At 70.1% G+C, this 19,756-nt stretch carries 24 protein-coding genes and 1 tRNA gene; 15 read left to right on the top strand and 10 right to left on the bottom strand.

Features of this window, described 5'->3' with window-relative positions; all coding sequences use genetic code 11:
- Positions 1 to 264: 264 nt before the first annotated feature.
- Positions 265 to 972, top strand: coding sequence for an A24 family peptidase (locus ABZ272_RS03810; protein WP_355048774.1), 708 nt, complete (start codon positions 265 to 267; stop codon positions 970 to 972).
- Positions 973 to 976: 4 nt separating this feature from the next.
- Here ABZ272_RS03810 and ABZ272_RS03805 read toward each other — a convergent pair whose 3' ends face one another.
- A complete protein-coding gene (locus ABZ272_RS03805; protein ID WP_355048366.1) occupies positions 977 to 1,603 on the bottom strand; it encodes a phosphatase PAP2 family protein in 627 nt (208 codons plus the stop codon).
- 101 nt (positions 1,604 to 1,704) lie between these two features.
- On the bottom strand, positions 1,705 to 2,199 hold the full coding sequence (locus ABZ272_RS03800; RefSeq protein ID WP_355048365.1) for a hypothetical protein: 495 nt from the start codon (positions 2,197 to 2,199) through the stop codon (positions 1,705 to 1,707).
- 174 nt (positions 2,200 to 2,373) lie between these two features.
- Here ABZ272_RS03800 and ABZ272_RS03795 point away from each other — a divergent pair, with 174 nt between their 5' ends.
- Together ABZ272_RS03795 and ABZ272_RS03790 are read left to right on the top strand one after the other, a co-directional pair.
- The gene (locus ABZ272_RS03795; protein ID WP_355048364.1) at positions 2,374 to 3,270 is read left to right on the top strand and encodes a helix-turn-helix domain-containing GNAT family N-acetyltransferase; all 897 of its coding nucleotides are present in this window, start codon (positions 2,374 to 2,376) and stop codon (positions 3,268 to 3,270) included.
- Between the two features lie 161 nt (positions 3,271 to 3,431).
- On the top strand, positions 3,432 to 4,331 hold the full coding sequence (locus tag ABZ272_RS03790; RefSeq protein WP_355048363.1) for a CDP-diacylglycerol diphosphatase: 900 nt from the start codon (positions 3,432 to 3,434) through the stop codon (positions 4,329 to 4,331).
- 13 nt (positions 4,332 to 4,344) lie between these two features.
- Here ABZ272_RS03790 and ABZ272_RS03785 read toward each other — a convergent pair whose 3' ends face one another.
- The 3 genes from ABZ272_RS03785 to ABZ272_RS03775 all read right to left on the bottom strand — a co-directional run bounded on the left by ABZ272_RS03785 (position 4,345) and on the right by ABZ272_RS03775 (position 9,005).
- Positions 4,345 to 6,261, bottom strand: a complete 1,917-nt coding sequence (locus ABZ272_RS03785; protein ID WP_355048362.1) for an ABC transporter permease subunit — start codon at positions 6,259 to 6,261, stop codon at positions 4,345 to 4,347.
- A gap of 101 nt (positions 6,262 to 6,362) precedes the next feature.
- Entirely contained in the window at positions 6,363 to 7,793 is a 1,431-nt protein-coding gene (locus ABZ272_RS03780; protein ID WP_355048361.1) for an extracellular solute-binding protein, read from the bottom strand.
- A 441-nt stretch (positions 7,794 to 8,234) separates the two neighbouring features.
- Positions 8,235 to 9,005, bottom strand: coding sequence for an IclR family transcriptional regulator (locus ABZ272_RS03775; protein ID WP_355048360.1), 771 nt, complete (start codon positions 9,003 to 9,005; stop codon positions 8,235 to 8,237).
- Positions 9,006 to 9,601: 596 nt separating this feature from the next.
- Here ABZ272_RS03775 and ABZ272_RS03770 point away from each other — a divergent pair.
- From ABZ272_RS03770 to ABZ272_RS03740, 7 genes are all read left to right on the top strand, one after another.
- Positions 9,602 to 10,171, top strand: coding sequence for an NADAR family protein (locus ABZ272_RS03770; protein ID WP_355048359.1), 570 nt, complete (start codon positions 9,602 to 9,604; stop codon positions 10,169 to 10,171).
- A gap of 67 nt (positions 10,172 to 10,238) precedes the next feature.
- Positions 10,239 to 10,703: a DIP1984 family protein gene (locus tag ABZ272_RS03765; protein WP_355048358.1), complete on the top strand. Its 465-nt coding sequence runs from the start codon at positions 10,239 to 10,241 to the stop codon at positions 10,701 to 10,703.
- 312 nt (positions 10,704 to 11,015) lie between these two features.
- A complete protein-coding gene (locus ABZ272_RS03760) occupies positions 11,016 to 11,567 on the top strand; it encodes a sigma-70 family RNA polymerase sigma factor (RefSeq protein ID WP_355048357.1) in 552 nt (183 codons plus the stop codon).
- A complete protein-coding gene (locus ABZ272_RS03755) occupies positions 11,564 to 12,370 on the top strand; it encodes a hypothetical protein (RefSeq protein ID WP_355048356.1) in 807 nt (268 codons plus the stop codon). Before ABZ272_RS03760 ends, ABZ272_RS03755 begins: the two co-directional genes overlap by 4 nt.
- An 11-nt stretch (positions 12,371 to 12,381) precedes the next feature.
- The gene (locus ABZ272_RS03750) at positions 12,382 to 13,179 is read left to right on the top strand and encodes an ATP-binding cassette domain-containing protein (RefSeq protein WP_355048355.1); all 798 of its coding nucleotides are present in this window, start codon (positions 12,382 to 12,384) and stop codon (positions 13,177 to 13,179) included.
- A complete protein-coding gene (locus tag ABZ272_RS03745; protein WP_355048354.1) occupies positions 13,176 to 14,498 on the top strand; it encodes a hypothetical protein in 1,323 nt (440 codons plus the stop codon). The genes ABZ272_RS03750 and ABZ272_RS03745 overlap by 4 nt, the downstream gene beginning before the upstream one ends.
- Positions 14,495 to 15,067, top strand: coding sequence for a hypothetical protein (locus ABZ272_RS03740; protein WP_355048353.1), 573 nt, complete (start codon positions 14,495 to 14,497; stop codon positions 15,065 to 15,067). Before ABZ272_RS03745 ends, ABZ272_RS03740 begins: the two co-directional genes overlap by 4 nt.
- A gap of 39 nt (positions 15,068 to 15,106) precedes the next feature.
- Here the strand turns inward: ABZ272_RS03740 and ABZ272_RS03735 are convergent, their stop codons facing one another.
- Positions 15,107 to 15,433 (bottom strand): hypothetical protein, encoded by a 327-nt coding sequence (locus tag ABZ272_RS03735; protein WP_355048352.1) that lies wholly within the window; start codon positions 15,431 to 15,433, stop codon positions 15,107 to 15,109.
- A gap of 280 nt (positions 15,434 to 15,713) precedes the next feature.
- Here ABZ272_RS03735 and ABZ272_RS03730 point away from each other — a divergent pair, with 280 nt between their 5' ends.
- The 4 genes from ABZ272_RS03730 (at position 15,714) to ABZ272_RS03715 (ending at position 17,426) form a co-directional block, all read left to right on the top strand.
- Positions 15,714 to 16,022 carry a hypothetical protein gene (locus ABZ272_RS03730; protein WP_355048351.1) on the top strand — a complete coding sequence of 103 codons (309 nt, stop codon included), beginning with the start codon at positions 15,714 to 15,716 and terminating at the stop codon, positions 16,020 to 16,022.
- Between the two features lie 6 nt (positions 16,023 to 16,028).
- Positions 16,029 to 16,463, top strand: coding sequence for a DUF4279 domain-containing protein (locus tag ABZ272_RS03725; RefSeq protein WP_355048350.1), 435 nt, complete (start codon positions 16,029 to 16,031; stop codon positions 16,461 to 16,463).
- Between the two features lie 203 nt (positions 16,464 to 16,666).
- Positions 16,667 to 16,984, top strand: coding sequence for a hypothetical protein (locus ABZ272_RS03720; RefSeq protein ID WP_355048349.1), 318 nt, complete (start codon positions 16,667 to 16,669; stop codon positions 16,982 to 16,984).
- A gap of 172 nt (positions 16,985 to 17,156) precedes the next feature.
- The gene (locus ABZ272_RS03715) at positions 17,157 to 17,426 is read left to right on the top strand and encodes a hypothetical protein (protein ID WP_355048348.1); all 270 of its coding nucleotides are present in this window, start codon (positions 17,157 to 17,159) and stop codon (positions 17,424 to 17,426) included.
- 328 nt (positions 17,427 to 17,754) lie between these two features.
- Here ABZ272_RS03715 and ABZ272_RS03710 read toward each other — a convergent pair whose 3' ends face one another.
- The 4 genes from ABZ272_RS03710 to ABZ272_RS03695 all read right to left on the bottom strand — a co-directional run bounded on the left by ABZ272_RS03710 (position 17,755) and on the right by ABZ272_RS03695 (position 18,673).
- Positions 17,755 to 18,012: a Txe/YoeB family addiction module toxin gene (locus ABZ272_RS03710; RefSeq protein ID WP_091246726.1), complete on the bottom strand. Its 258-nt coding sequence runs from the start codon at positions 18,010 to 18,012 to the stop codon at positions 17,755 to 17,757.
- Positions 18,009 to 18,284 (bottom strand): type II toxin-antitoxin system prevent-host-death family antitoxin, encoded by a 276-nt coding sequence (locus tag ABZ272_RS03705; protein WP_278136915.1) that lies wholly within the window; start codon positions 18,282 to 18,284, stop codon positions 18,009 to 18,011. The genes ABZ272_RS03710 and ABZ272_RS03705 overlap by 4 nt, the downstream gene beginning before the upstream one ends.
- 94 nt (positions 18,285 to 18,378) lie before the next feature.
- Positions 18,379 to 18,450: transfer RNA gene (locus tag ABZ272_RS03700), tRNA-Lys, on the bottom strand.
- A gap of 22 nt (positions 18,451 to 18,472) precedes the next feature.
- The gene (locus ABZ272_RS03695; protein ID WP_355048347.1) at positions 18,473 to 18,673 is read right to left on the bottom strand and encodes a hypothetical protein; all 201 of its coding nucleotides are present in this window, start codon (positions 18,671 to 18,673) and stop codon (positions 18,473 to 18,475) included.
- Between ABZ272_RS03695 and ABZ272_RS03690 the strand changes: the two genes are divergently transcribed.
- Positions 18,672 to 19,754 (top strand): NAD-dependent epimerase/dehydratase family protein, encoded by a 1,083-nt coding sequence (locus tag ABZ272_RS03690; protein ID WP_355048346.1) that lies wholly within the window; start codon positions 18,672 to 18,674, stop codon positions 19,752 to 19,754. The genes ABZ272_RS03695 and ABZ272_RS03690 overlap by 2 nt on opposite strands.
- Positions 19,755 to 19,756 lie beyond the last annotated feature (2 nt).

Here is a 19,756-nt window from a genome sequence, read left to right as displayed (position 1 = left end):
GCGGGTCGGCGGCGAGCGCACCTCGTGCGGGCCGATCCGGGGCGGACATCGTGGGTGGGGGGCGTCGCTTTCCGCGCCATCCGCTACACCCGAGCGAACGTTCAGTCACGATCCGTGTTCACCTTTTGCGACGGTGGCCGGACGATCGGTGGAGTCGACGTGGCGCTGACGACCGAACCGACCGACCAACCGTCCGCCTCCGACCGCCCTGCGGTCACCGAGGCCGGGCCGGTCGCGGGTGCCGCCCGACCCCGGCTCGCCACGGTGTTGGCGTCCCTGCTCGTCGTGCCGCCGCTGCGGTTGGCCGTCGTGCGTCACGCCGTACCGTCGGACGCTCCCAGCCGGACCGGGTGCGACTCCTGCGGGGCCGCGATCAGCCTGACCAGGCCGTGGCCGGCGCTCGGCCCGGCGGGCCGGTGCGGCCGGTGCGGCGCCCGGGTCGGGCCGCCGCCCGGCACGATCGAGGTGACGGCACTGGCCGCCGTGGCGCTGCTCGTGCTCGTCGGCCCGCCGCTGGGCGCGTTGCCGGCCGTGGCCTGGTGGCTGGGCTGGACGCTACCGGCGGTCTTCGTCGACCTGGCCGTGCACCGGCTACCCGACCGGCTCACCCTGCCCGCCGCCGGCGGGACCTGGCTGCTGCTCGGCGTGGCGGCGTTGGCCGGTGCCGGGGCGGGTCCGTGGGTGCGGGCCGTCGCCGCCGGTACGGGTCTGGCCCTGCTCTTCGCCGCCAGCACGTTGCTGCTCGGTCGCCGGGGCTTCGGGCTGGGCGACGCCAAGCTGGCGCTCGGCGTGGGCGCGCTACTCGGCTGGTACGGCTGGCCCGTCCTCGTGCTCGGGCTGTTGCTCACGTTCGGGCTGTCCGCGCTGGTGAGCCTGGGGCTGCTGGTGGCCCGACGGGTCCGCTGGACCACCCACCTGCCGTTCGGCCCGTTCCTGCTCCTCGGCACGGCGGGTGCACTCCTGGCGACCTGAGGGGTTACGGGTGGGGGCGGCCGGCCAGATCGGGTATTCGTCGGCGGGCGTCGGTGCGGCGACGTAGCGCCTCGGCGGTTGGTCGGGCCAGCAGCGGGGTCGCGACGAGGGCGACCAGGGCGCCGAGCAGCAGACCTCCGGCCACGTCGTGCGGGTAGTGCACGCCCACGAAGACCCGGGAGAACGCGGCCAGCACGGCCAGCGGCAGGGCGAGCAGCCCGAGCCGCCGGGAGAGCAGCAGGGTGGTGACCGCCAGCGCGCCGGCGAGGGTGGCGTGGTTGCTCGGGAACGAGTAGTCACCCGGCGGTGGGCAGGTGCCGGCGATGATCGCCCGGCCCACTGTCCGGCACGGCCGGTCCTCGTCCACCACGGTCTTGAGCAGTTCGCTGCCCGCGTACGCCAGGAGAGTCGGCAGCGGCGCGACGAGGGCGAGGGCCCGGTCGTGCGGGCCACCGGCCAGGCGGCGCAGCGCGGCAACCACCAGGAGAGCGCCGAGAAGCAGGATCACCCCCTCGGTGGCGTGCCCGACGAACCACTGCACCGGGTGCGGGGTGCCGGCGGCGGCATCGACGATGTCGCGGTACCACTCGGCGCTGATCTCTGGGACGTCCGTGCTGCCGTTGTCGGCCATGAATCACCTCTCCACACGTTCATACCGCGTTCATCTTGGAGAAATCTTGGAAACGCGAACGTGGGGCAGGTCGGTCCAGCACGCGATCGGCTGGCCGTGGCTCAGGTCGTCGCGGGTCCCTCGGCCACCCGCTGGGTCGGGCCGGGACCGCCGGCCATGCGCTCCCGGACGGCCTCCAGCGCCTCGAAGGCGTACGCCCAGTTGTGGCACTTGAAGCTGCGCAGGCCCTCGATGGCGGTGTGGCAGTCGGCGCAGTGCACCCCCGCGATGGCGTCCGGGACCTCGGTGTTGACGTACTTGTGGTCGCCGAGGATGACCTCGGCGATCATGCCCTTGTCGTGCAGCCCGGTGACCGCCGAGGAGACGATGTCGTACCAGGTGATCCGCCGGCCGCACTTCGGGCAGTCCGGCTCGTCGCCGCTGACCCAGAGCGGGGCGCCGATGGTGCGCGTCGGCATGCCGAGCAGCTTCTCCAGACGCCGCACGTCCGACTCCGGCGTGGTCCACCGGTGTCGGCCGGGCAGTGACGCGGGCGAGTCGTACACGGCGCGGAACAGGTCCTTCTCGACCCGTACGGTCTCCCGTTGACTGGTCATCGGCGTCCCTCCTCGTGCGTGGGTGCCCCCACCGTGGTCGGCGCTGACCAGGGGCGCAGCCGGATCAACGACACGAGGGGGCGGCGGGTCGTCGCCTCGGGCGCTCCGTTGGTGAGGCGGGGTCGGCGAGCGCCGCCCACGCGTTTTGCTGGAAACCTGACTAAAGTCAGGGGTATGGACGCCGCGCTCATCGCCGCCGTGCGGCGGTTCAACCGGACGGTGACCCAGCGGGTGGGTGCGCTGGACGACGAGTACATGGCCCAGGGGCGCCCGCTCGGGCAGGCTCGGCTGCTGTGGGAGATCGGCCCGGCGGGTTCCGAGGTCGCGGCGCTGCGAGCCCGGCTGGGCCTCGACTCGGGATACCTCAGCCGGCTCCTGCGCGCCCTGGAGAACGACGGGCTCGTCACCGTGGGGCCGGCGGACCAGGCAGGGGGCGACGGCCGGGTCCGCACCGCCGCCCTCACCGCCGCCGGCCGTACGGAGTGGGCCGAACTCGACCGGCGGTCCGACGACCTGGCCGCCTCGATCCTCGAACCGCTCACCGCACACCGCCGGGACCGACTCGTCACCGCCATGGCGGAGGTCGAACGGCTGCTCGTCGGGTCGATGGTGGTCGTCGAACCGTGCCCGCCCGCCGACCCGCGGGCCCGCGCCTGCCTGCGTGCGTACACCCGGGAGGTCGGACGACGATTCGACGACGGCTTCGACCCGGCATTGAGCAACCCGGTCGACGACGAGGCGCTCGTCCCGCCGGCCGGCGTACTCCTGCTCGCCACCCTCAACACCGAGCCCGTCGGCTGCGGCGCGGTCAAACTGCACCGCGACGGTCCCGCCGAGATCAAGCGCGTCTGGGTCGCGGACACCGTGCGCGGGCTGGGCGTCGGGCGGCGGCTGCTCGGCGAGCTGGAGCGGTACGCCGCCGAGCGCGGCGCGACCGCCGTGCGGCTGGACACCAACCGCAACCTCACCGAGGCGATCGCCCTGTACCGCTCGGCCGGTTACCGGGAGATCCCGCCGTACAACACCGAGCGCTACGCCCACCACTGGTTCGAGAAACCGCTCGCGCGCTGAGCAGAGCGCGTCCGGACACGATCAGGGGACTCCGCCGCCAGCGGTCTGCTGAGGTGTGAAAGTTTGTCCTAATCTCAGCACGTTCCGACCTTCTCGTCCGAACCCTGACCAGGGGCTTCGGGCGGGCAGCGTCCTCGGACCGTCCTGGGTGGAGAGTGGCGATGAGCGGCAGCAGACGGATCGACCAGATGGCCCGACGTCAGTTCGTCAAGTTGTCCGGGGCCGCCAGCGCGGGCGGGCTTCTCACCCTGGCCGGGGCGGACGGCGGAATGGCCGACGGTGGTGACGGCACAACCCAACCCCCGCCACCGCCGAACCCGGGCGGCACCGCCTGCCCGACGCCGTCGGCGCTGTGCGGCTATCCCACCGACACCGGCGGCCGGTTCGACCTCTGGGACCGGGTCCAGGTCTGCCTGGGTACGCGGACCTCACCGCCGACCAACTGCCTGCGCACCACGTCCACCTACGTGGTGCTCAACGGCGCGCCGCCGAACACCCACAACTATCTGCTCGTGCCGACCTGCCGCGTGAAGGGCATCGAGTGCCCGTTCATCGCCACCGCCGCCGCGCCGAACTACTGGTTGGACGCCTGGATCAACGCGCAGCCCGGGCAGCCCTCGCACGTGGTGTACCCGAACATCGGGCTCGGGATCAACTCGGCCGACGCCCGCCAGCAGGACCAACTGCACATCCACCTGGCCGGCATCCACAGTGGAATCCAGACGCAGCTCAACTCGTACGACAACGTGATCAGCAACAACCCGGCGAACTGGCGGAACCAGATCGTCCCGATCTGGGGCCTGACGAGCGGGGGCGCCCCGGCCCCCCGCTCCTACCGCGTGCTGCACGTGTCGAATCTGAACGACAACCTGTTCACGCTGCTGCGCGACTTCGTCGTACGCCCGACCGGGGCGAACCTGGCCCACCAGGCGATGGCGGTCACCCCTCGCCTGGTCGGCAACGGCGGGTTCTACGTCATCAACAGCGAGCCCGCACTCCAGACCCCGCAGGGCCAGCCCGGCGGTACGGGCACCGTCGACTTCCTGCTCGCGTACACCTGAACGTCCCCACCGATCAGCCCTTGACCGCCCCCGCGGTGAGGCCTTCGGTCAGGAAGCGCTGCCCGAGCGCGTACATGATCACCACGGGGATGCTGACGAGGAGCGAGGCCGCGGCGAGCTGTCCCTGCGGTACGACATCTCCGGCGATCATCGACTGCATCCCCACCGGCAACGTCTTGTACTCGTCCTTGGTGATGAACACGAAGGCGAAGAGGAACTCGTTCCAGGCGTTGGTCAGGGTGAAGAGCGCGACCGCCAGCAGTCCGGGCTTGGCCAGCGGCAACACCACCCGGCCGAACGCCTGTAGACGGGTGCAGCCGTCGACGAGCGCGGCCTCCTCCAGCTCCACGGGGATCGAGGAGAAGTAGCCGACCAGCAGCCACGTGGCGAACGGAAGCGTGAACGTCGGGTACGTCACCACCAGCGACCACAACGAGTCGGTGAGTCGCACGCCGATGAGCATCTGGTAGAGCGGGATGAACAGCAGCGCGCCCGGCATCACGTAGGTGAGCAGCACGGTGACGGTGAACCCCTGCGCGCCACGGAACCGCAGCCGGGCCAGCGCGTAACCCGCGAGAGCGGCGCAGACCAGCGCCACCGCCGTGGACGCCGCGGACACCAGCAGGGTGTTGAGGTACCAGCGACCGAACGGCTGGTTGGCGAAGAGCCCGGTGAACTGCTCCGTGGTCCACGGCGTCGGCCACAGGTCGTCCGTACGCATGACGACCTGGCCCTCGGACTTGAAGGCCGTGACGCCGATCCAGTACAGCGGACCGAGCACGAAGAAGAGCAGCCCGGCGAGCGCGACCCAGGAGCCGAAGCCCGACACCGCCGAGGATGCCCGGCGACCGCCGCGCGACTGGAGGGTCGACACCACCCGGCCGACCGCCGCCGCGATCAGCAGGATCACCCCGAGGACGACCGCCGCCTTCCAGAAGATCTCCGGCGACGCCCAGATCAGCAGCCCGGTGACCACCGCCGTGATCACCCACGGCAGGGCCTTACGCGCCCGCGTACCGAGCCGCAGGGCCGTGCGTCGTGCCCGGGGCAGTTTCGCCCCCGAATCCTGGCGCAACAGCCGGACCAGGAAGAACACCAGCCCGCCGATGACCGGCAGCATCACGAGCGTGACCGCCGCGCCCGCGCCGTACTGCAACTGCAGGATCGCCTTCGAGTACGCGACGAGCACGTACGGCGCGGTCACGTCGCCCGGACCACCCTGGGTGAGCAGCCAGACGAGGTCGAAGTTGTTGAACGTCCAGATCGACGACAGGGTCACCGTCACGGTGATCACGTGGCGCAGGCCGGGCAGCGTCACGTTGGCAAACCGTTGCCACGCCGAGGCGCCGTCGATGGTCGCCGCCTCGTACAGGTCGGCCGGGATGGCCTTCAGGCCGGCGAGGAAGCACACGGTGAAGAAGGGCACCCCCTTCCAGACGTTCACCATGATCACCGACGGCATCGCCAGCGACGGGTCGGACAACCAGCCCGCCGGCCAACTGTCCACCAGGTGCAGGTCGACCAGCAGCGGCCCGATTCCGGTGGCGGTGAGCAGGTTGTTGACGCTGCCGAAGATCGGATCGAGCAGCGCGCGCCAGCTGAACGCCGTCACCACGGTCGGCACCACCCACGGCACCAGGAGCAACCCCGCCAGCACCGCCCGCCCGCGGCGTCGGTGGTGCAGCAGCAGGGCCGCGGCCAGCCCGAGCACGACCTTGAAGATCTCGGCGTACGCGGTGAAGACGAACGAGTTCACCACGCCCGTGTGGAACTGGTCGTCTCCGACGAGGTGCAGATAGTTGTCCAGGCCGACGAACACGGACTCCTGCCCGTGCCGTTCGGTGGTGCTGGTGACGATCGATCGGGCGATCGGTACGAGCACGAGGCCGCCGACCAGCACGGCCATCGGCGTCAGGAACAGCGCCGCCATTCGCCAGTCACGACCCAGTCGGCGCTGGGTCGGCGTGAGGGAGCCGGATCCCGGCGGCGAGGAGACCCTCGCCGCCGGGACCCGCGCGGGACGGAGCGTCCTCACTGCGGCAGCCCCTGCTGGTTGAAGATCTGCACCATCTTCGTGTGGGCCGCCTTCACGGCCTGCGCGGGCGCGGTGCCCTGCACGACCTGCTGCATCATGTCGGTCAGGACGTAGGCCGAGCCGACGGCCTGCTGGCCGGCGCTGGCCTTCTGCGGGAAGGTCAGGCCATTCTTCGTGTTCAACGGCAGCTGCAACTGGGTGATCTTGCGCAGCATGGGGAACGCAGGGTCACCGCTGGTGAAGAACGGGTCCGCGTCCCAGACCTTCTCCCAGGCGGGCATCACCAGACCGGGGGCCTCCTTCGCCACGCCGAGCAGCGCGGGCGCGCTGACCAGGTACTGCGCCAGGAGCTTGGCGAGCGCGGGGTTCTTGGCGCCCTTGAAGACGACGAAGCCCTGCGACTGGCCGAGCAGCAGAGGGTTGTTCGTGGCCGGTCCGATGCAGTCGGAGAACACGTGGGTGTTGGCGTGCACCGGGTTCTTCTTGGTCCGCGAGTCCGCGTAGACGCTGAACTGGTTGCGGGTGTAGCCGAGGATCCCGGCGAGCCAGTTCTCGTTGTTGCTGGTGTCGGTCCAGCTCGCGATCCCCGGCGGCAGCATCGGCTTGTACTTGGCGTTGGTGTAGATGTCGCCGAGGAAGGTCACCGCCTGCACCGTCTCCGGCGACTCGAACGTGACCTTCCGGCCGTCGTTGGAGGCGATCGACCCGCCGTACGCGTTGATCAGCGCCTCGATCATGCCGTTGGCGTCACCGGACCGGTTGATCGTCATGCCCCAGCCGAACCGGCGCTTGCTCGGATCGGAGATCTCCAGGCAGACGTCCCGCAGCTCCTCCCAGCTGTAGATGTCCTTGGGCGTGATGCCCTTGTCCTGCATCCAATCCTTGCGCAGGAACGACCCGATCCCGATGAAGTGGTACGGGATCGCGAACCACTTGCCGTCGAAGACGCAGTAGTTCTTGGACTCCGCGCACGGCTCGCCGTACTTGGCGGTCAGCGCCTGGACCACGTCGGTGACGTCCTCCAGGTCGCCCAGCGCCTGGAACTGCGCGACGAACCGGGAGTCGGTCATGAACGCCAGGTCACGTGCCACCCCGCCCTTGACCTCGGCATCGATCTTGGCGACCACGTCACCCGCGTCGGCCTGGACCAGGCTGTTCTCGATCTTCGTGCCGGTGGTGTCGGCGAACTTCTTGATCGAGCTGTCGAGCGCGTCGTTCGCAGCCGTCGAGTACAGCTTCTGCGACAACATTCCCATCGAGGAGCCCTTCATCGACGCGGCGGCGTCGATCAGCTCCTGCGGGACCTCGGCCTGCACCTTGGTCGGCGATTCGGAAGTGCCTCCACACGCGGCCAGACCTGCCGCGCCGAGCACTCCCACCCCCATCCCCAGCACGCCGCGTCGAGACCAACCCGATTTGTCCTCCATGGACACCCGCCTCCTTCATCTCGCCGCGCACGGCTGCACGCCGAAGGCGTACCCGGCGAACGCCGCGATCGTCGTGTTTCCAGTTGGGCTTCTGTGGTGGCGACCGGGGAGGGTCGCCTGTCGAGATCAGTTCGCTCGTCGGTCGCCGTCACGGCGAGCGGGCCAGCCGGCCGCCGCGGGACGTCCGCTCACGCATGCTCCGTCCGAGCCACCCGAGATCTGTCGGGTGCCGCACCTCGGATGGCGCGACGTGGTCGAGGCGGTCGGCGACAGGGCCGAGACAGTGACGCTGACGTTCCGGTTCGGTCGTGTCACGGGACCACCGCCGTTCGAGATTTCGAACTAGGTTCGATATACCGCATCGAGTGGTGCGACGCTAGAGCAGCCCGGTCAGCGATGTCAATGTTTCGATGCTGTTTCGAACCAAAAGCGGGAGGTTTGCTACCGGGACTGGGCCCGGTAGCCCATGCGCTCCGACAGCGCTGCCGCGCCCTCGCGAACCAGCCCGGTCCACTCCACCTGCACCTGCGGTGTCCACCGGATGATCGGCGCGGACAGGCTCATCGCGGCGATGACGGCCCCGGAGTGATCCCGGATCGCCGCCGCGACGCAGCGCATCGCGCTGTCCGACTCGCCGACGTCGACCGCGACGCCCTCCGCCCGGACCTGGTCGAGATGCTCCCGCAGGAGGTCCGGATCGGTGATGCTGTCCGGCGTCATGCCCGGCAGGGGATCCTTCAACAGGACCGCGTCCAGGTCCTCCGGATCGAGGGCCGACAGCAGCACCTTGCCGACCGCCGTGCAGTGGGCGGGCAGCCGCAACCCGACTCCGGACACCATCCGAACGGGGTGAATGCTGTCGAACTTGACGAGGTAGACGACATCGGCGCCGTCCAGCACCGCCACGTGAACCGCCTCGTCACAGGCGGCGGCCACGTCCCGCGCGACACCCTGCGCCTCGCGTACGAGATCGAGCCGACCCGCGAACGCCGCGCCCAGCTGGAACAGCGGCATCCCGAGCCGATACTGCACCGGTTGACCCGGCACGGAGATCAGGTACGAGCGGGCTTCGAGCGTCACGAGCAACTCGTGGACGGTAGTGCGCGGCAGGTCGAGCCGCTCCATCACCTGACGGGCCGACAGTTGGGGGCAGTCCAGGAACAGTTCGAGGACGTCGAGTGCGCGGATAACTGCCGGTACCACACGGGCCATGTCGCTAGTCCCTTCGAAATGCCGGACCCGCGTCAACGATCTCCACACGGACCAGCACCTGAAGAGGATAGCCACGTGAGCCGTCCGCGCCAGGCTCCGAGCGGCGTTGGCAACTCCCGCGGACGACCAATCGCCGGTCCGGGGGTGCCGGCGCGGAACCGACGGCATGACGTGACCGCATCAGACCGACCAGGCACGCATGATGTCGTCAGGACCCCAGACGAGATCCACAGCATCGCTCGGCAGGGCTGTGCCGGATCGGCTGACGACGACCAGGCCGCTGGTCCCGGGTTCGAAGCCCGGGATCGCTGGGGCGTGGCGGCGTAGTTCGTCGAGGTGGCGCCGGTCGAACGGCCGGTCCTGCCATGTGAGGCAGCCGGTTCGACCCCTCCGAAGCTAGATTGCATCTTACTTCGGTCCAATCTACCTACGCTGCTCGTGATCCTGGGATCGCCAGCATGGATGGCGGGGCTTCCGACCGCGCCGGTTTCGCTCACATCCGTTCGGGGGTTCGGATGCCGAGCAGGTGCAGGCCACCTGCGCCGGGCCAGGTCACCCGACGCTCGATGTCGCACAGGTCTGGCACCCTGCTCGACGTGACCACGACGGATCCGTTGCCCTGCGACCTCCCCAGCCTGCGCACCCATGTCGCTGAGGGCGGGCGTCCCAAGTACCTGTTCTTCTGGGGTCACCGGCCGCAGGCCGACGGCAGCATCGGTCCGGGGTGTCTGAGCCAGTGGTGGCCGGCGCCGTTCACCGTAGATGGAGAGCGTTATCTGACCGCTGAGCACTACATGATGGTCGGCAAGGCCCGCCTGTTCGGTGACGAGGCGATCGCCGCACAGATGCTGACGGCGTCGCACCCGGGCGCGGTCAAGGCCCTGGGCCGACAGGTACGCGGATTCGATCAGGCCAGCTGGGACGAGCACAGCTTCGGTCTGGTGGTCGCTGGCAACGTGGCGAAGTTCAACCAGCACCTCGACCTCGGGCGGTACCTGGCTCGCACGGCCAACCGGATCTTGGTCGAAGCCAGCCCCGTGGACCGGGTGTGGGGCATCGGGCTGGCGGCCACGGACCCGCGCGCCGAGGATCCGGCCCAGTGGCGCGGTCGGAATCTTCTCGGGTTCGCCTTGATGCGCGCCCGCGTACAACTCGACAAGCGATGACCTTGCCGCATTCGCGCGCCGGAAAATCAGGCGCGGGCAATGATCTTCGCTGGCGATACTGGTGCCCATGAAGCTCGCTGAGGCCTTGGCGGTGCGCGCGGACGCGGCGCGCCGCGCCGAACAACTCCGTGCCCGCATCACCGCCAGCGCTCGCTTCCAGGAGGGCGAGAATCCCGCCGAGGACGCCTCGGCTCTGCTCGTCGAGGTGGGCGAGACGCTCGACGAGTTGGAGTCGTTGATCCGGCGGATCAACCGCACGAACGCCGCCACCGTCGTGGGCGGCGGCACGCTCACCGATGCACTCGCCCGGCGCGACGTACTCCGTCTGCGGCACAACGTCGTCACGTCGGCCGCGGCGGCCGCCGCTGGTGAAGGCCAGCGTGGGTACCGGCAGTTGCGGTCGGAGTTGAAGATGATCCCGGCGCTGCCGGTGGCCGAGCTGCGCCGACAGGCCGACGACCTGGCCCGGCAGCTTCGTGAGGTGGACACGCTGATCCAGCGTACGAACTGGGAGGTCGACCTGCTGGACTAGGAGTTGCGGAGCAGGTAGCCGACGTGGAGGCGTGCACGAACCCGCAAGCCGGCGGGCAATCCGGCTACCTCCTGGCGCGCCGGGGGCAGGCGCAGGGGTTCGATTCCCCACCACACATCGCATGCCCAGCACATCGCACAGGTGACGGCGCACAGGGCACGGCACACCACCATGTGCAGATCCACGACGGTGAGGGTGGGACAGGGGACTTCCGCAACCTGATGCAACAGATCACCAAAGGATCCGGCGACTCGTGACGGCGGTCACAGTCGCGAGGCACCCGAATGCGCGGAGACGGTCGTCTTACCTCACGTGAGACGAAGCCTGGACGCGGCGGACGAGCAGGAACTCGTCCGTCGCGTGGCCTGCGGTGACCGGCGGGCCTTCGACGAGCTGTACCGGCGTACCGCGCCCTGGTTGGAGGTGCGCCTGCGCCGCCGGTGCGCGGACCCGGACGTGGTCGCCGACGTCCTCCAGGAGACCTACCTGACGGTGTGGCGGGCGGCCGGCAGCTTCGCCGGCGACCAGGTCAGCGGCAGCGCCGTCGGCTGGTTGTGGACCATCGCCGCGCACCGCCTGGTGGACGCGTTCCGGCGTCGTTCGCGGCAGGCCCGGGTGCCGCAGGTGCATCCGGTCGAGACGGTCGTGCCCGCCGCCGAGGACGAGGCGCTCGCCGGTCGGGTCGGGCAGGAACTCGAACAGGCCCTCGCCGTGCTGCCGCCCGAGGTCCGCGCGGTGCTGCGCGCCACCGTCCTGGACGGATTCACCGTCCGCGAGACGTCCGTGCTGCTGGGCGTACCCGAGAACACCGTCAAGTCCCGGATCCGCCGCGCCCGGATCGTCCTGCGGGAGGCCCTGTCATGACCACGCATCCCACCCTGAACGACATCGACCGCTACGCCGACGGCGATGCCGGCCTCGACGAGGCGACCGTCTGGACGATCGAGGTGCACCTGGAGAGCTGCGCCGACTGCCGCGCCCGCCTCGCCGGAAGCACCACGGCCGAGTCGCGCGCCCTGGTCGCCGAGGTCGCGGCGGTCGTCGACCGCACGATCGCCGCCGGCCCCGCCCCACGATCAAGGGCTTTCCTTCGTACGCCGCTGCGGCAGCGCTGGTTCGTGGCGGCGCTGCTGCCCTGGGTGGCCATGACCGCCGGCGTGCTCGGCACCGCGGCCCTGCTCACGTACTTCCTGTCCGAGTTGCCGTCGATCGTGCTGCTGCTCGCGCCCCTCGCGCCGCTGCCCGGGGTCGCGGCGGCCTGGAGCAGACGCGGGGACCCGGCCTGGGAACTGGTCGTCGGCACCCCCTCGGCCGGTCTGACGATGCTCCTGCGCCGTACCGCCGGGGTGCTCGTCCTCGTCATCCCCGTGCTCGCCGTGCTCGCCGCCTACGGGGCCGGCCGGGTGAACCCCGCGCTGATGCTGCTGCCGTGCCTGGCCTTCACCGCCGCCACGCTGCTGCTCGGCTCCCTCGTCGGCGTCCGCCGCGCCGCGGTCGGGCTGATGGCCGCCTGGGCCGCCGCCGTGGTCGCACCCAGCCTCGCCGCCGCCGAGTTACCGGTGCTCCTGGAACCGGCGGCCATCGGTGGGTGGGCCGTCGTCACGGTCGTGCTGGCCGCCCTGACCCTCCTGCGCGCCAACAGCTTCCGGCGCCTCACCTCGTTCTGAAGGGACCAACCATGCGAGCGGTGAGCCTGGCCGAGACGGCCACCACCATCCACCCCTGGGCCATCCACGCCGAGGCGCTGAAGGTGCGGGCCGGCCGGCACCTGGCCGTCGACGGGCTCGACCTGAGCCTCGGCACCGGCGTGCACGGCCTGCTGGGGCGCAACGGTGCGGGCAAGACGACGTTGATGCGGGCCCTGGCCACGGTGCTCAAGCCGTCCGGCGGCCGGCTCACCCTGCTCGGCAGTTCGGTGGACGGTCGCGCCGACCTGCGCCAGGCCCGGCGTTCGCTGGGCTACCTGCCGCAGCACTTCGGCTACTACCCGCGGTTCACGGTGCGGGAGTTCGTGTCGTACCTGGCCTGGCTGAAGGAGATGCCGAAGCCCGACATCCCGGCGGCCACGCAGCGCGCGATCGACCGTGTCGGCCTCAGCGCCAAGGCCGACGCCAAGCTCCGCACACTCTCCGGCGGGATGCTGCGCCGGGCCGGCGTCGCCCAGGCCATCGTCAACGATCCGCGGGTGCTGCTGCTGGACGAGCCGACCGTCGGCCTCGACCCCGAGCAGCGCCTCGACCTGCGCGAACTGCTGCGCGACCTGGGTACGGACGCCTGCGTGCTGGTCTCCACGCACCTCGTCGAGGACGTGGTCGCCGCCTGCACCGAGGTGGTGCTGATCAACGAGGGTAGGTTGGTGTGGCAGGGCACGCCCGCCGGTCTGGCCGCCGAGGGCGACGAGCGCCACCCGGGCGACAGCCCCGCCGAACGCGGCTACTCGGCACTGCTCCGCCGTCACGAGGCGGCCAGCCGATGAGCGTCCTGCGGATCGAACTCCGGCGCTCCGCCGCAGCCGGCGCCGCGCTCCTCGCGGTGGCGGTCGGCGTCGCCGCCCTCTACCTCGCCCCGGGCCGCTGGTCGGAGGGGTGGATGTCCCTCACACTCGCCGTCAAGGAGTACCTGCTCCTGCTCTGGCCGATCGCCCTCGCCGCCGGAGCGTGGCAGGGCCGCCGCGAACACCGGGCCAAGGTCGGGGAACTCTTCGCCACCACACCCCGGTCCCGCGCCCGCCGGATGATTCCGGTCCTCGTCGCGATGGGCGCCGCGCTCGGGCTCGCCTTCCTGCTGGTGCTCGGCGCGGGCGGCGTGCGGATCGCGTCCACCGCCGCGTACTTCCCGCCGGACGTCGTCGCCATCACACTGGTCGGCGCGTTCTCCCTGGTCGCGGCGGCCTGGCTCGGCCTGGGCATCGGGCGGCTGCTACCCGCTCTGGTGACCGCGCCCGTGCTCGCCGTGGCCGGTGTGCTGCTGGTCTTCTTCACCGCGATCATGCGGCCGGACTGGATGGGCGCGATCCTGTCTCCCGCGTACGGCAGCAGCACGTTCTACCCGTTCCAGACCATCGACCCCCGGGTCACCGCCGCGCTCGCCATCTTCCTGGGCGGGCTGGCGCTGACCGGCGTACTCCTGCTGGTAGCGCATGGTCCCCGTACGTCGGTGGCCGCCGTGCTGCCGGTGTTGCTCGGCTTCGGTGTCGCGGCGGCGCTCGTCCCTCGTGACGAGGCAACCCTCGTCGCACCGATCGACCCCGTGGCCCGCGAACTCGTCTGCACCGACGACGCCCCGAAGGTCTGCGTCACCCGGGTCAACGCCAACGTGCTGGACACGCTGACCCCGCTCGCCCGCCAGGGCCTGGCCGCCCTCGCCAAGATGCCGGACGCCCCCACCCAGGCGCACGAGGACACGCGGGCCTACCTCATCGGGGACGTGCCCGTCCGCGACGCCGACACCGTCACGATCGACGTCCGGATCGACGACCACGGCGGCCTGGCTCATCCCGACGCCGTGGTCCCCGAGATGGTGTTCGGCCTGGGCACCGGATACGGCGGCCCGGACTGCGAGCGCAACGGCGCGGTCGAACGAGCCGCCGCATACCACCTGCTCGGCCGCGAGCCGGTCTCCGACGTCGGCGTCATCCCCGAAATGATCGAGGAGGATCCGCAGCTCAACGCCGAGGCGGTCACCCTGTGGCGAGACCTCCAGAAGCTGCCCGCGCCGGAAGCGCTCTCCCGCGTGACGGCGGTACGCGACGCGATCCTGGCCTGCCAGGACCCCACCGGACTGCTGTCCCGATGATCCTGCACCTACGCGCACGACGCGTACCCGTGGCACTGGCCGCGTCCGTCAGCGCCGCCGCCCTGATCTGGGCGCTGTGGCTGACCCTCTCCACCGAGCGCGACGTCATCCTCCTGCTCGTCGTCCTGACGGTCACGCTGATGGTGGCGGCCCTTTCGACCACCCTGGCCGCCCCCGACGAGGACCTGGAACGCACCGCCGCACTGCGCTGGCCGTGGCGGCGAGCCGTGCACCTGCTGGCCGCGCTGGCGCTCGTACTCGTCGTGTTGCTCGCCACCCAACCCACCGGCGCCCGTTTCGGCCCCACCGCGCTGCTGGTCCGCGACGCCGCCGGCCTGCTGGGCCTGACCGCGCTCTGCGCGACGGTCGCGGGCGCGGCCCGCGCCTGGTTCCTCCCCGTGGGCTGGGCGGTCATCGCCGCCATGTTTCCCCAACCGGGCACGTGGGGCACGCTCGCCACCTGGCCCGGCCAACCCCACGACAGTCGGCCGGCGGTCGTGGTCGCGGCCGTCCTGGCGGTCACGGGCATCATGGCGTACGCGATGCGCGGCGCCGCCCGACGCGAGTGACGGACGGGCCGACCCGCGCCGCAGTGGTCTCGCGGTCACTCAGCGATCGGCGATGCGTCGCCACCACCACTGGCTGTCCTGCGGCCAGCTCGGATCGTGCAGGGTGCGGGCGCGGTACCGCTCAGCAAGGGGATCCACGATCGCCTGGATCTCGCGCCTGCCGGTCGGAGGGACCGCCCTGGCGATCCTGTGCAGGGTGTCCATCGCCTGACGCGGGTCACAGCAGGGGCAGTCGGCGTCCTGATCGAGCGTCAACACCGCGCCGGATCGCCGCAGAAACCGCTTCAAGGTGGCAACCGCCGAGGCCATCGACTCCACGTCATGACAGCGCCCTGCCTGTGCGGCATCGGTGATCTGCCGCAGCACCTTGGCCGAGATCCCGTCGGGAACCCGTGGGGAGGCGTCGGCGTGCCTGGTATACCGAGGCACTCGTAGATGGCTCGGAGGCGTACGGCTCATGATCCATTCTTTGGGGTCGCCATCTCGCCATGATGACACCGTGCGCCGTACCTGGACATCCGAAAAGTCCCGGACCCGGCAAGGCGCCACTGCGGTACGCCGCTGCTGCCTCCCGTTCGAGTGCGTCTGCTGACTGTGGGGCTCGCCGGCCTCAACTAAGCTCCGGTAACACACCCGGAGGGGACAGATGGAGACGTGGCGTGTCGTGGCGGCTGTCAGCATCGGCCCGGCTCTGAGTCTTCTAGGCGTCGCACTGGCCAGCAATTTTCGCGGGGTCACGGAGTGGCACGTGCGGCAATCGATGTCTCTCGCGAGCGGGTTGCGGCGAGTCCCGCCATGGCGTTGGCTGCCCGATGCCCCGGATGAGGAGCGTCTGGCGCGCTTCATCCTGCTGGAACGGGCGATGGGCGTAGCTTTCGCAGCGGCCGGCACCATGATTTTGGTGACTGTCGTCTACAGCGCCTGGACCGGTCAGCCGATGCAGAAGGTGAAGTAGGCACGGGTGCATCAGTACGTGTACTTCTCCCTGTCATCGGACCACCTGCCGGCCCACGAGATGTCAGCGCGGTTGGGCCTGGGGGCAGACGAGACGACTGTCAAGGCCAGCAAGCGGGAGAACCCTCCGGTGCCGCGTGTTCATGCGTGGAGGGTTGTGTGCCGTGACGGAGGCCTGCCGCTCGATGAGCAAATTGACCGCGTCATCGGCCGACTTGAGCCCTTCGCCGATGAGATCGCAGCCCTCATTAGAGAGATCGATGCGTCGGAGGGGCCGGGCATCACCGGGACGCTCCAAGTAGTGCGCTACCTCGATGACGACGGTGACGTGGAGGGGAGTCCGCAGCATCAGCTTCTCGGCTGGCACCTCGACCGCCGGGCCTTGGACTTCCTTCACCGCACGGGAGCCGAGCTGGATGTGGACGAGTACGGCGGCGACTGAGGCTTGGCCAATGCGCTTCGAGGAGGTCTCCAGTACCGCCATTCGCCCGGTCAGACGGACAGTCCGCTAGCGTTCGGGCGGTGGCGGCCCAAGCAGCGGGTGCATATCGTCGGACACCGATCGAGCGAGCTGATCAGCGCATCTCCTGGAACCGGACGGACCAGGCCTTCTTCGCTGCCGGAGCGTGCCACATCCTCGCCTGGGTGTGCCGGGCCTCCTATCCGGACCGGCCGATCGAGATCGCGGGAGTGCGGCTGGCAGGCGAATGGCAGGTCTTCCACGTCTATGCGCTCTGGGACGGCTGGGCGTTCGACCACTCGGGCTGGAACGCCGAACCGGAGCTGCTGGAGGCCAACACCTTCTTCGAGGGCCGCCCGCTGGAGAGCGTCAAGATCATGGATGGTCTCGCCGAATTCTGCGAGGCGCACCACTCCCGCATGCCACACCAGTACTGGCAAGATCCGCTGCCCCGTGCCCGCGACTACGTGAGCCGGTACACCCCGCCGTGGGCGCGGTTCTGACCCTTGGGCGGCTACTCGGCCCTGGCCCGCGCAGTGAAGGGCAATGCGCCCGATGGATGATCACCGACGCTGCCGTCTCTCCGTCAGCGACCACGAGTTGGAGCTTGCCGGGCCCCCAGCTGCGCTCCGCGCCCTCAGCCGGCTGCTACGCCACCATGTTGAGCCCTTCGAGGTGGCGGTCACCGACGGGGCCGTCGGCCAAGAAGTGACCGCAGGCCCGCTGCTCGTCAGTTTGCTCGGCGGGACCACGCTGCACTTCTCCGGCGGGCATGAGTATCTCGACATCATCTGGGACGCGCTCGATGGTGTGGCCGAGCAAGCCGAGACCGCCGATGACCGGGCAGTCCGTCGGCATCAGCACATCGAGTACTTCCCTGGTGACGAATACCGGTCGCCGGACTCAATCCCGTTGATCATTGCGGCTGATTGGCCAGACGCATGAGCAACGGCGTCCAGCCACTGAGACCACCAACTCCGACCGACGGTCCGAAGGCATGCCGCGTCAAGCCCGGTCCCGTGGTCAGCGGTCGTCAGTTACGGCCTGCGATCCGGCTTGTCCGGCACGAACCGGCATCAGGAAGGTTGCGGTCGTCAGTGCCGCGGCGCCGAAGCGGAAGTACGCGAAGAGGACCGCGTGCAGCCACGCGGCCGGCCCGGTCAGGCGCAGGCGTCGGTGGCCTGTGCGATGAGAAGCTTGGACGGCCAACGCCGACGGCTGCCGGACGAGCGGACGGCATGGCCCAACCGCGCTGCGGGTTCAGTCCGGTCCGCTAGCGGTCGCCGTAGTGGTACCGGCAGGCGATGATCTCGACGTCGTCCTTGGTGATCCGGTACACCAGCCGGTGTTCACGATCGATTCGGCGGGACCAGAAGCCCGACAGCTCGCCCCGCAGGGGTTCCGGTTTGCCGATGCCCTCGTATTCGTTGCGCATCACGTCCGCGATCAGGTCGTTGATGCGCTTGACCAGCTTCCGGTCCGTGTGGCTGAGGTACTGACTCCACGCTGTCGCGGTGAAGACCAGCCTCACGCGACGTCCCGCACGCTGGCCGGGTCGATCAGATCCCGCTCGGCCGCGTCACCCTTCTCCAGCTCCGCCATCGACCGGCGCAGCGCGGCGGCGTTGCTCGGGTTGCGCAGGAGGTATTCGGTCTCCTTCATCGACTCGTACTCGGCAAGCGGCACGATCACCACGGGCTCGTGGCCGGAACGGGTGACCACGACTTCCTCCGCGTCGTTGATGACGCTGTCAAGCTCGGCGGCCAGGTTCTGCCGTAGCTGGGTGAAGTTGACGGTCCGCATGACCACCTCCGTATCAGGTACAGAAAACTGTACCTCAGGTGGTTCTGAGGCAGGCAAGGCAAGAGCTGTGAAGGGTCTTTGAACTGTGTAGAAGTGGGCCGCCAGGGACTCGAACCCTGAACCTATGGATTAAAAGTCCACAGCTCTGCCATTGAGCTAGCGGCCCGCGCGCTCAGGTTACCTGACAGTCAGCGATGCCGGCTCTCGGCTTCCGGCCGGCCATCGATGCCTCGCCAGCGCACCTTGCCCTTGATCGACTCGACTTCCGGGAAGTCGGGGCATCGGGGCGCAAGGGACGCCCCGGTTTCCGGGAAGCCGAGTCGATCACGCAGCTCACGCCGGGACGGATGGCGGTTGAGGGCCTGCTGGGCGGGTACGGGGTCGGGCATGCGGATCGTGGTGGTGGGGGCGAGCGGCAACGTCGGTACGGCGGTGCTGCGGCGGCTGCGCCGGGAGCGCGGTGTGGAGCTGGCCGGGGTGGCCCGGCGGCTGCCCGGCCCGGATGCCGGCACGCCGTACGACCAGGTGGAGTGGCACTCCTGCGACGTCGGTGCGCCGGGGGCACCGGGCCAGTTGGCCGAGATCTTCGCGGGCGCGGACGCGGTGGTGCACCTGGCCTGGCAGATCCAGCCCAGTCACGATCAACGGATCCTGCGGCGGACGAACGTCGACGGCAGCGGGGCGGTGTTCGACGCGGTGGCACGGGCCGGGGTGCCGGCGCTGGTGTACGCGTCGTCGGTCGGCACGTACGCGCCCGGACCGAAGGACCATCCGATCAGCGAGCGGTGGCCGGCCACCGGGGTGTCCGGCTCGTCGTACAGCGAGCACAAGGCCGAGGTCGAGGCATTGCTGAACGAGTTGGAGCGGGAGCACCCGGCCCTGCGGGTGGTGCGGCTGCGACCCGGGTTGATCTTCCAGAGGGACGCCGGCGTGGAGATCACCCGGTACTTTCTCGGCCCGTTCGCGCCGGTACGACTGCTGCGCTTCGGCCGGATTCCTCTCGTACCCACGAACCGGCGGCTGCGGATGCAGGCGGTGCATGCCGACGATGTGGCTGACGCGTACGCCAGGGCGGTTATGGGTGATGCGCGCGGCGCTTTCAATGTCGCCGCGGACCCGGTGCTGACTCCGGAGCTGGTGGCTCGGCACTTCCATGGTTGGACGGTGCCGGTCGCGGCGCCGGTGCTGCGGGTGGCGGCGGCCCTGACGTGGCGGGCGCGGCTGCAACCGGTCGACGCGGGCTGGGTCGAGCTGGGGCTGAACGCGCCGCTGATGTCCAGCGAGCGGGCGGAGACCGAGTTGGGCTGGACTCCGAAGATCGACGCGCTGACCGCGCTGAAGGAGCTGTTCGCCGGCATGGCTGGCGGCGAACACACCCCGAGCCCGCCCCTGTCCGCCGCGGCCCAGCAATCCGGCCGCCCCAGCGGCCTCCTGGCGGGCCGTCCACCGGGCCAGGGGAATCCCTACTGAGG

Source organism: Micromonospora sp. NPDC005979 (assembly GCF_040614415.1).
Classification (GTDB): domain Bacteria; phylum Actinomycetota; class Actinomycetes; order Mycobacteriales; family Micromonosporaceae; genus Micromonospora.
The sequence above is the reverse complement of the archived record's forward strand: the minus strand, read 5'-3'. Positions and strand labels throughout refer to the sequence as shown.

Coding starts and splice junctions, on each gene's coding strand:
- ABZ272_RS03795 (WP_355048364.1), top strand. CDS start 2,374: ATGGACGCCGCGCTCATCGCCGCCGTGCGGCGGTTCAACCGGACGGTG.
- ABZ272_RS03800 (WP_355048365.1), bottom strand. CDS start 2,199: ATGACCAGTCAACGGGAGACCGTACGGGTCGAGAAGGACCTGTTCCGC.
- ABZ272_RS03790 (WP_355048363.1), top strand. CDS start 3,432: ATGAGCGGCAGCAGACGGATCGACCAGATGGCCCGACGTCAGTTCGTC.
- ABZ272_RS03750 (WP_355048355.1), top strand. CDS start 12,382: ATGCGAGCGGTGAGCCTGGCCGAGACGGCCACCACCATCCACCCCTGG.
- ABZ272_RS03805 (WP_355048366.1), bottom strand. CDS start 1,603: ATGGCCGACAACGGCAGCACGGACGTCCCAGAGATCAGCGCCGAGTGG.
- ABZ272_RS03695 (WP_355048347.1), bottom strand. CDS start 18,673: ATGCCCGACCCCGTACCCGCCCAGCAGGCCCTCAACCGCCATCCGTCC.
- ABZ272_RS03730 (WP_355048351.1), top strand. CDS start 15,714: ATGGAGACGTGGCGTGTCGTGGCGGCTGTCAGCATCGGCCCGGCTCTG.
- ABZ272_RS03745 (WP_355048354.1), top strand. CDS start 13,176: ATGAGCGTCCTGCGGATCGAACTCCGGCGCTCCGCCGCAGCCGGCGCC.
- ABZ272_RS03690 (WP_355048346.1), top strand. CDS start 18,672: ATGCGGATCGTGGTGGTGGGGGCGAGCGGCAACGTCGGTACGGCGGTG.
- ABZ272_RS03780 (WP_355048361.1), bottom strand. CDS start 7,793: ATGGAGGACAAATCGGGTTGGTCTCGACGCGGCGTGCTGGGGATGGGG.
- ABZ272_RS03775 (WP_355048360.1), bottom strand. CDS start 9,005: ATGGCCCGTGTGGTACCGGCAGTTATCCGCGCACTCGACGTCCTCGAA.
- ABZ272_RS03765 (WP_355048358.1), top strand. CDS start 10,239: ATGAAGCTCGCTGAGGCCTTGGCGGTGCGCGCGGACGCGGCGCGCCGC.
- ABZ272_RS03785 (WP_355048362.1), bottom strand. CDS start 6,261: ATGGCGGCGCTGTTCCTGACGCCGATGGCCGTGCTGGTCGGCGGCCTC.
- ABZ272_RS03740 (WP_355048353.1), top strand. CDS start 14,495: ATGATCCTGCACCTACGCGCACGACGCGTACCCGTGGCACTGGCCGCG.
- ABZ272_RS03755 (WP_355048356.1), top strand. CDS start 11,564: ATGACCACGCATCCCACCCTGAACGACATCGACCGCTACGCCGACGGC.
- ABZ272_RS03705 (WP_278136915.1), bottom strand. CDS start 18,284: ATGCGGACCGTCAACTTCACCCAGCTACGGCAGAACCTGGCCGCCGAG.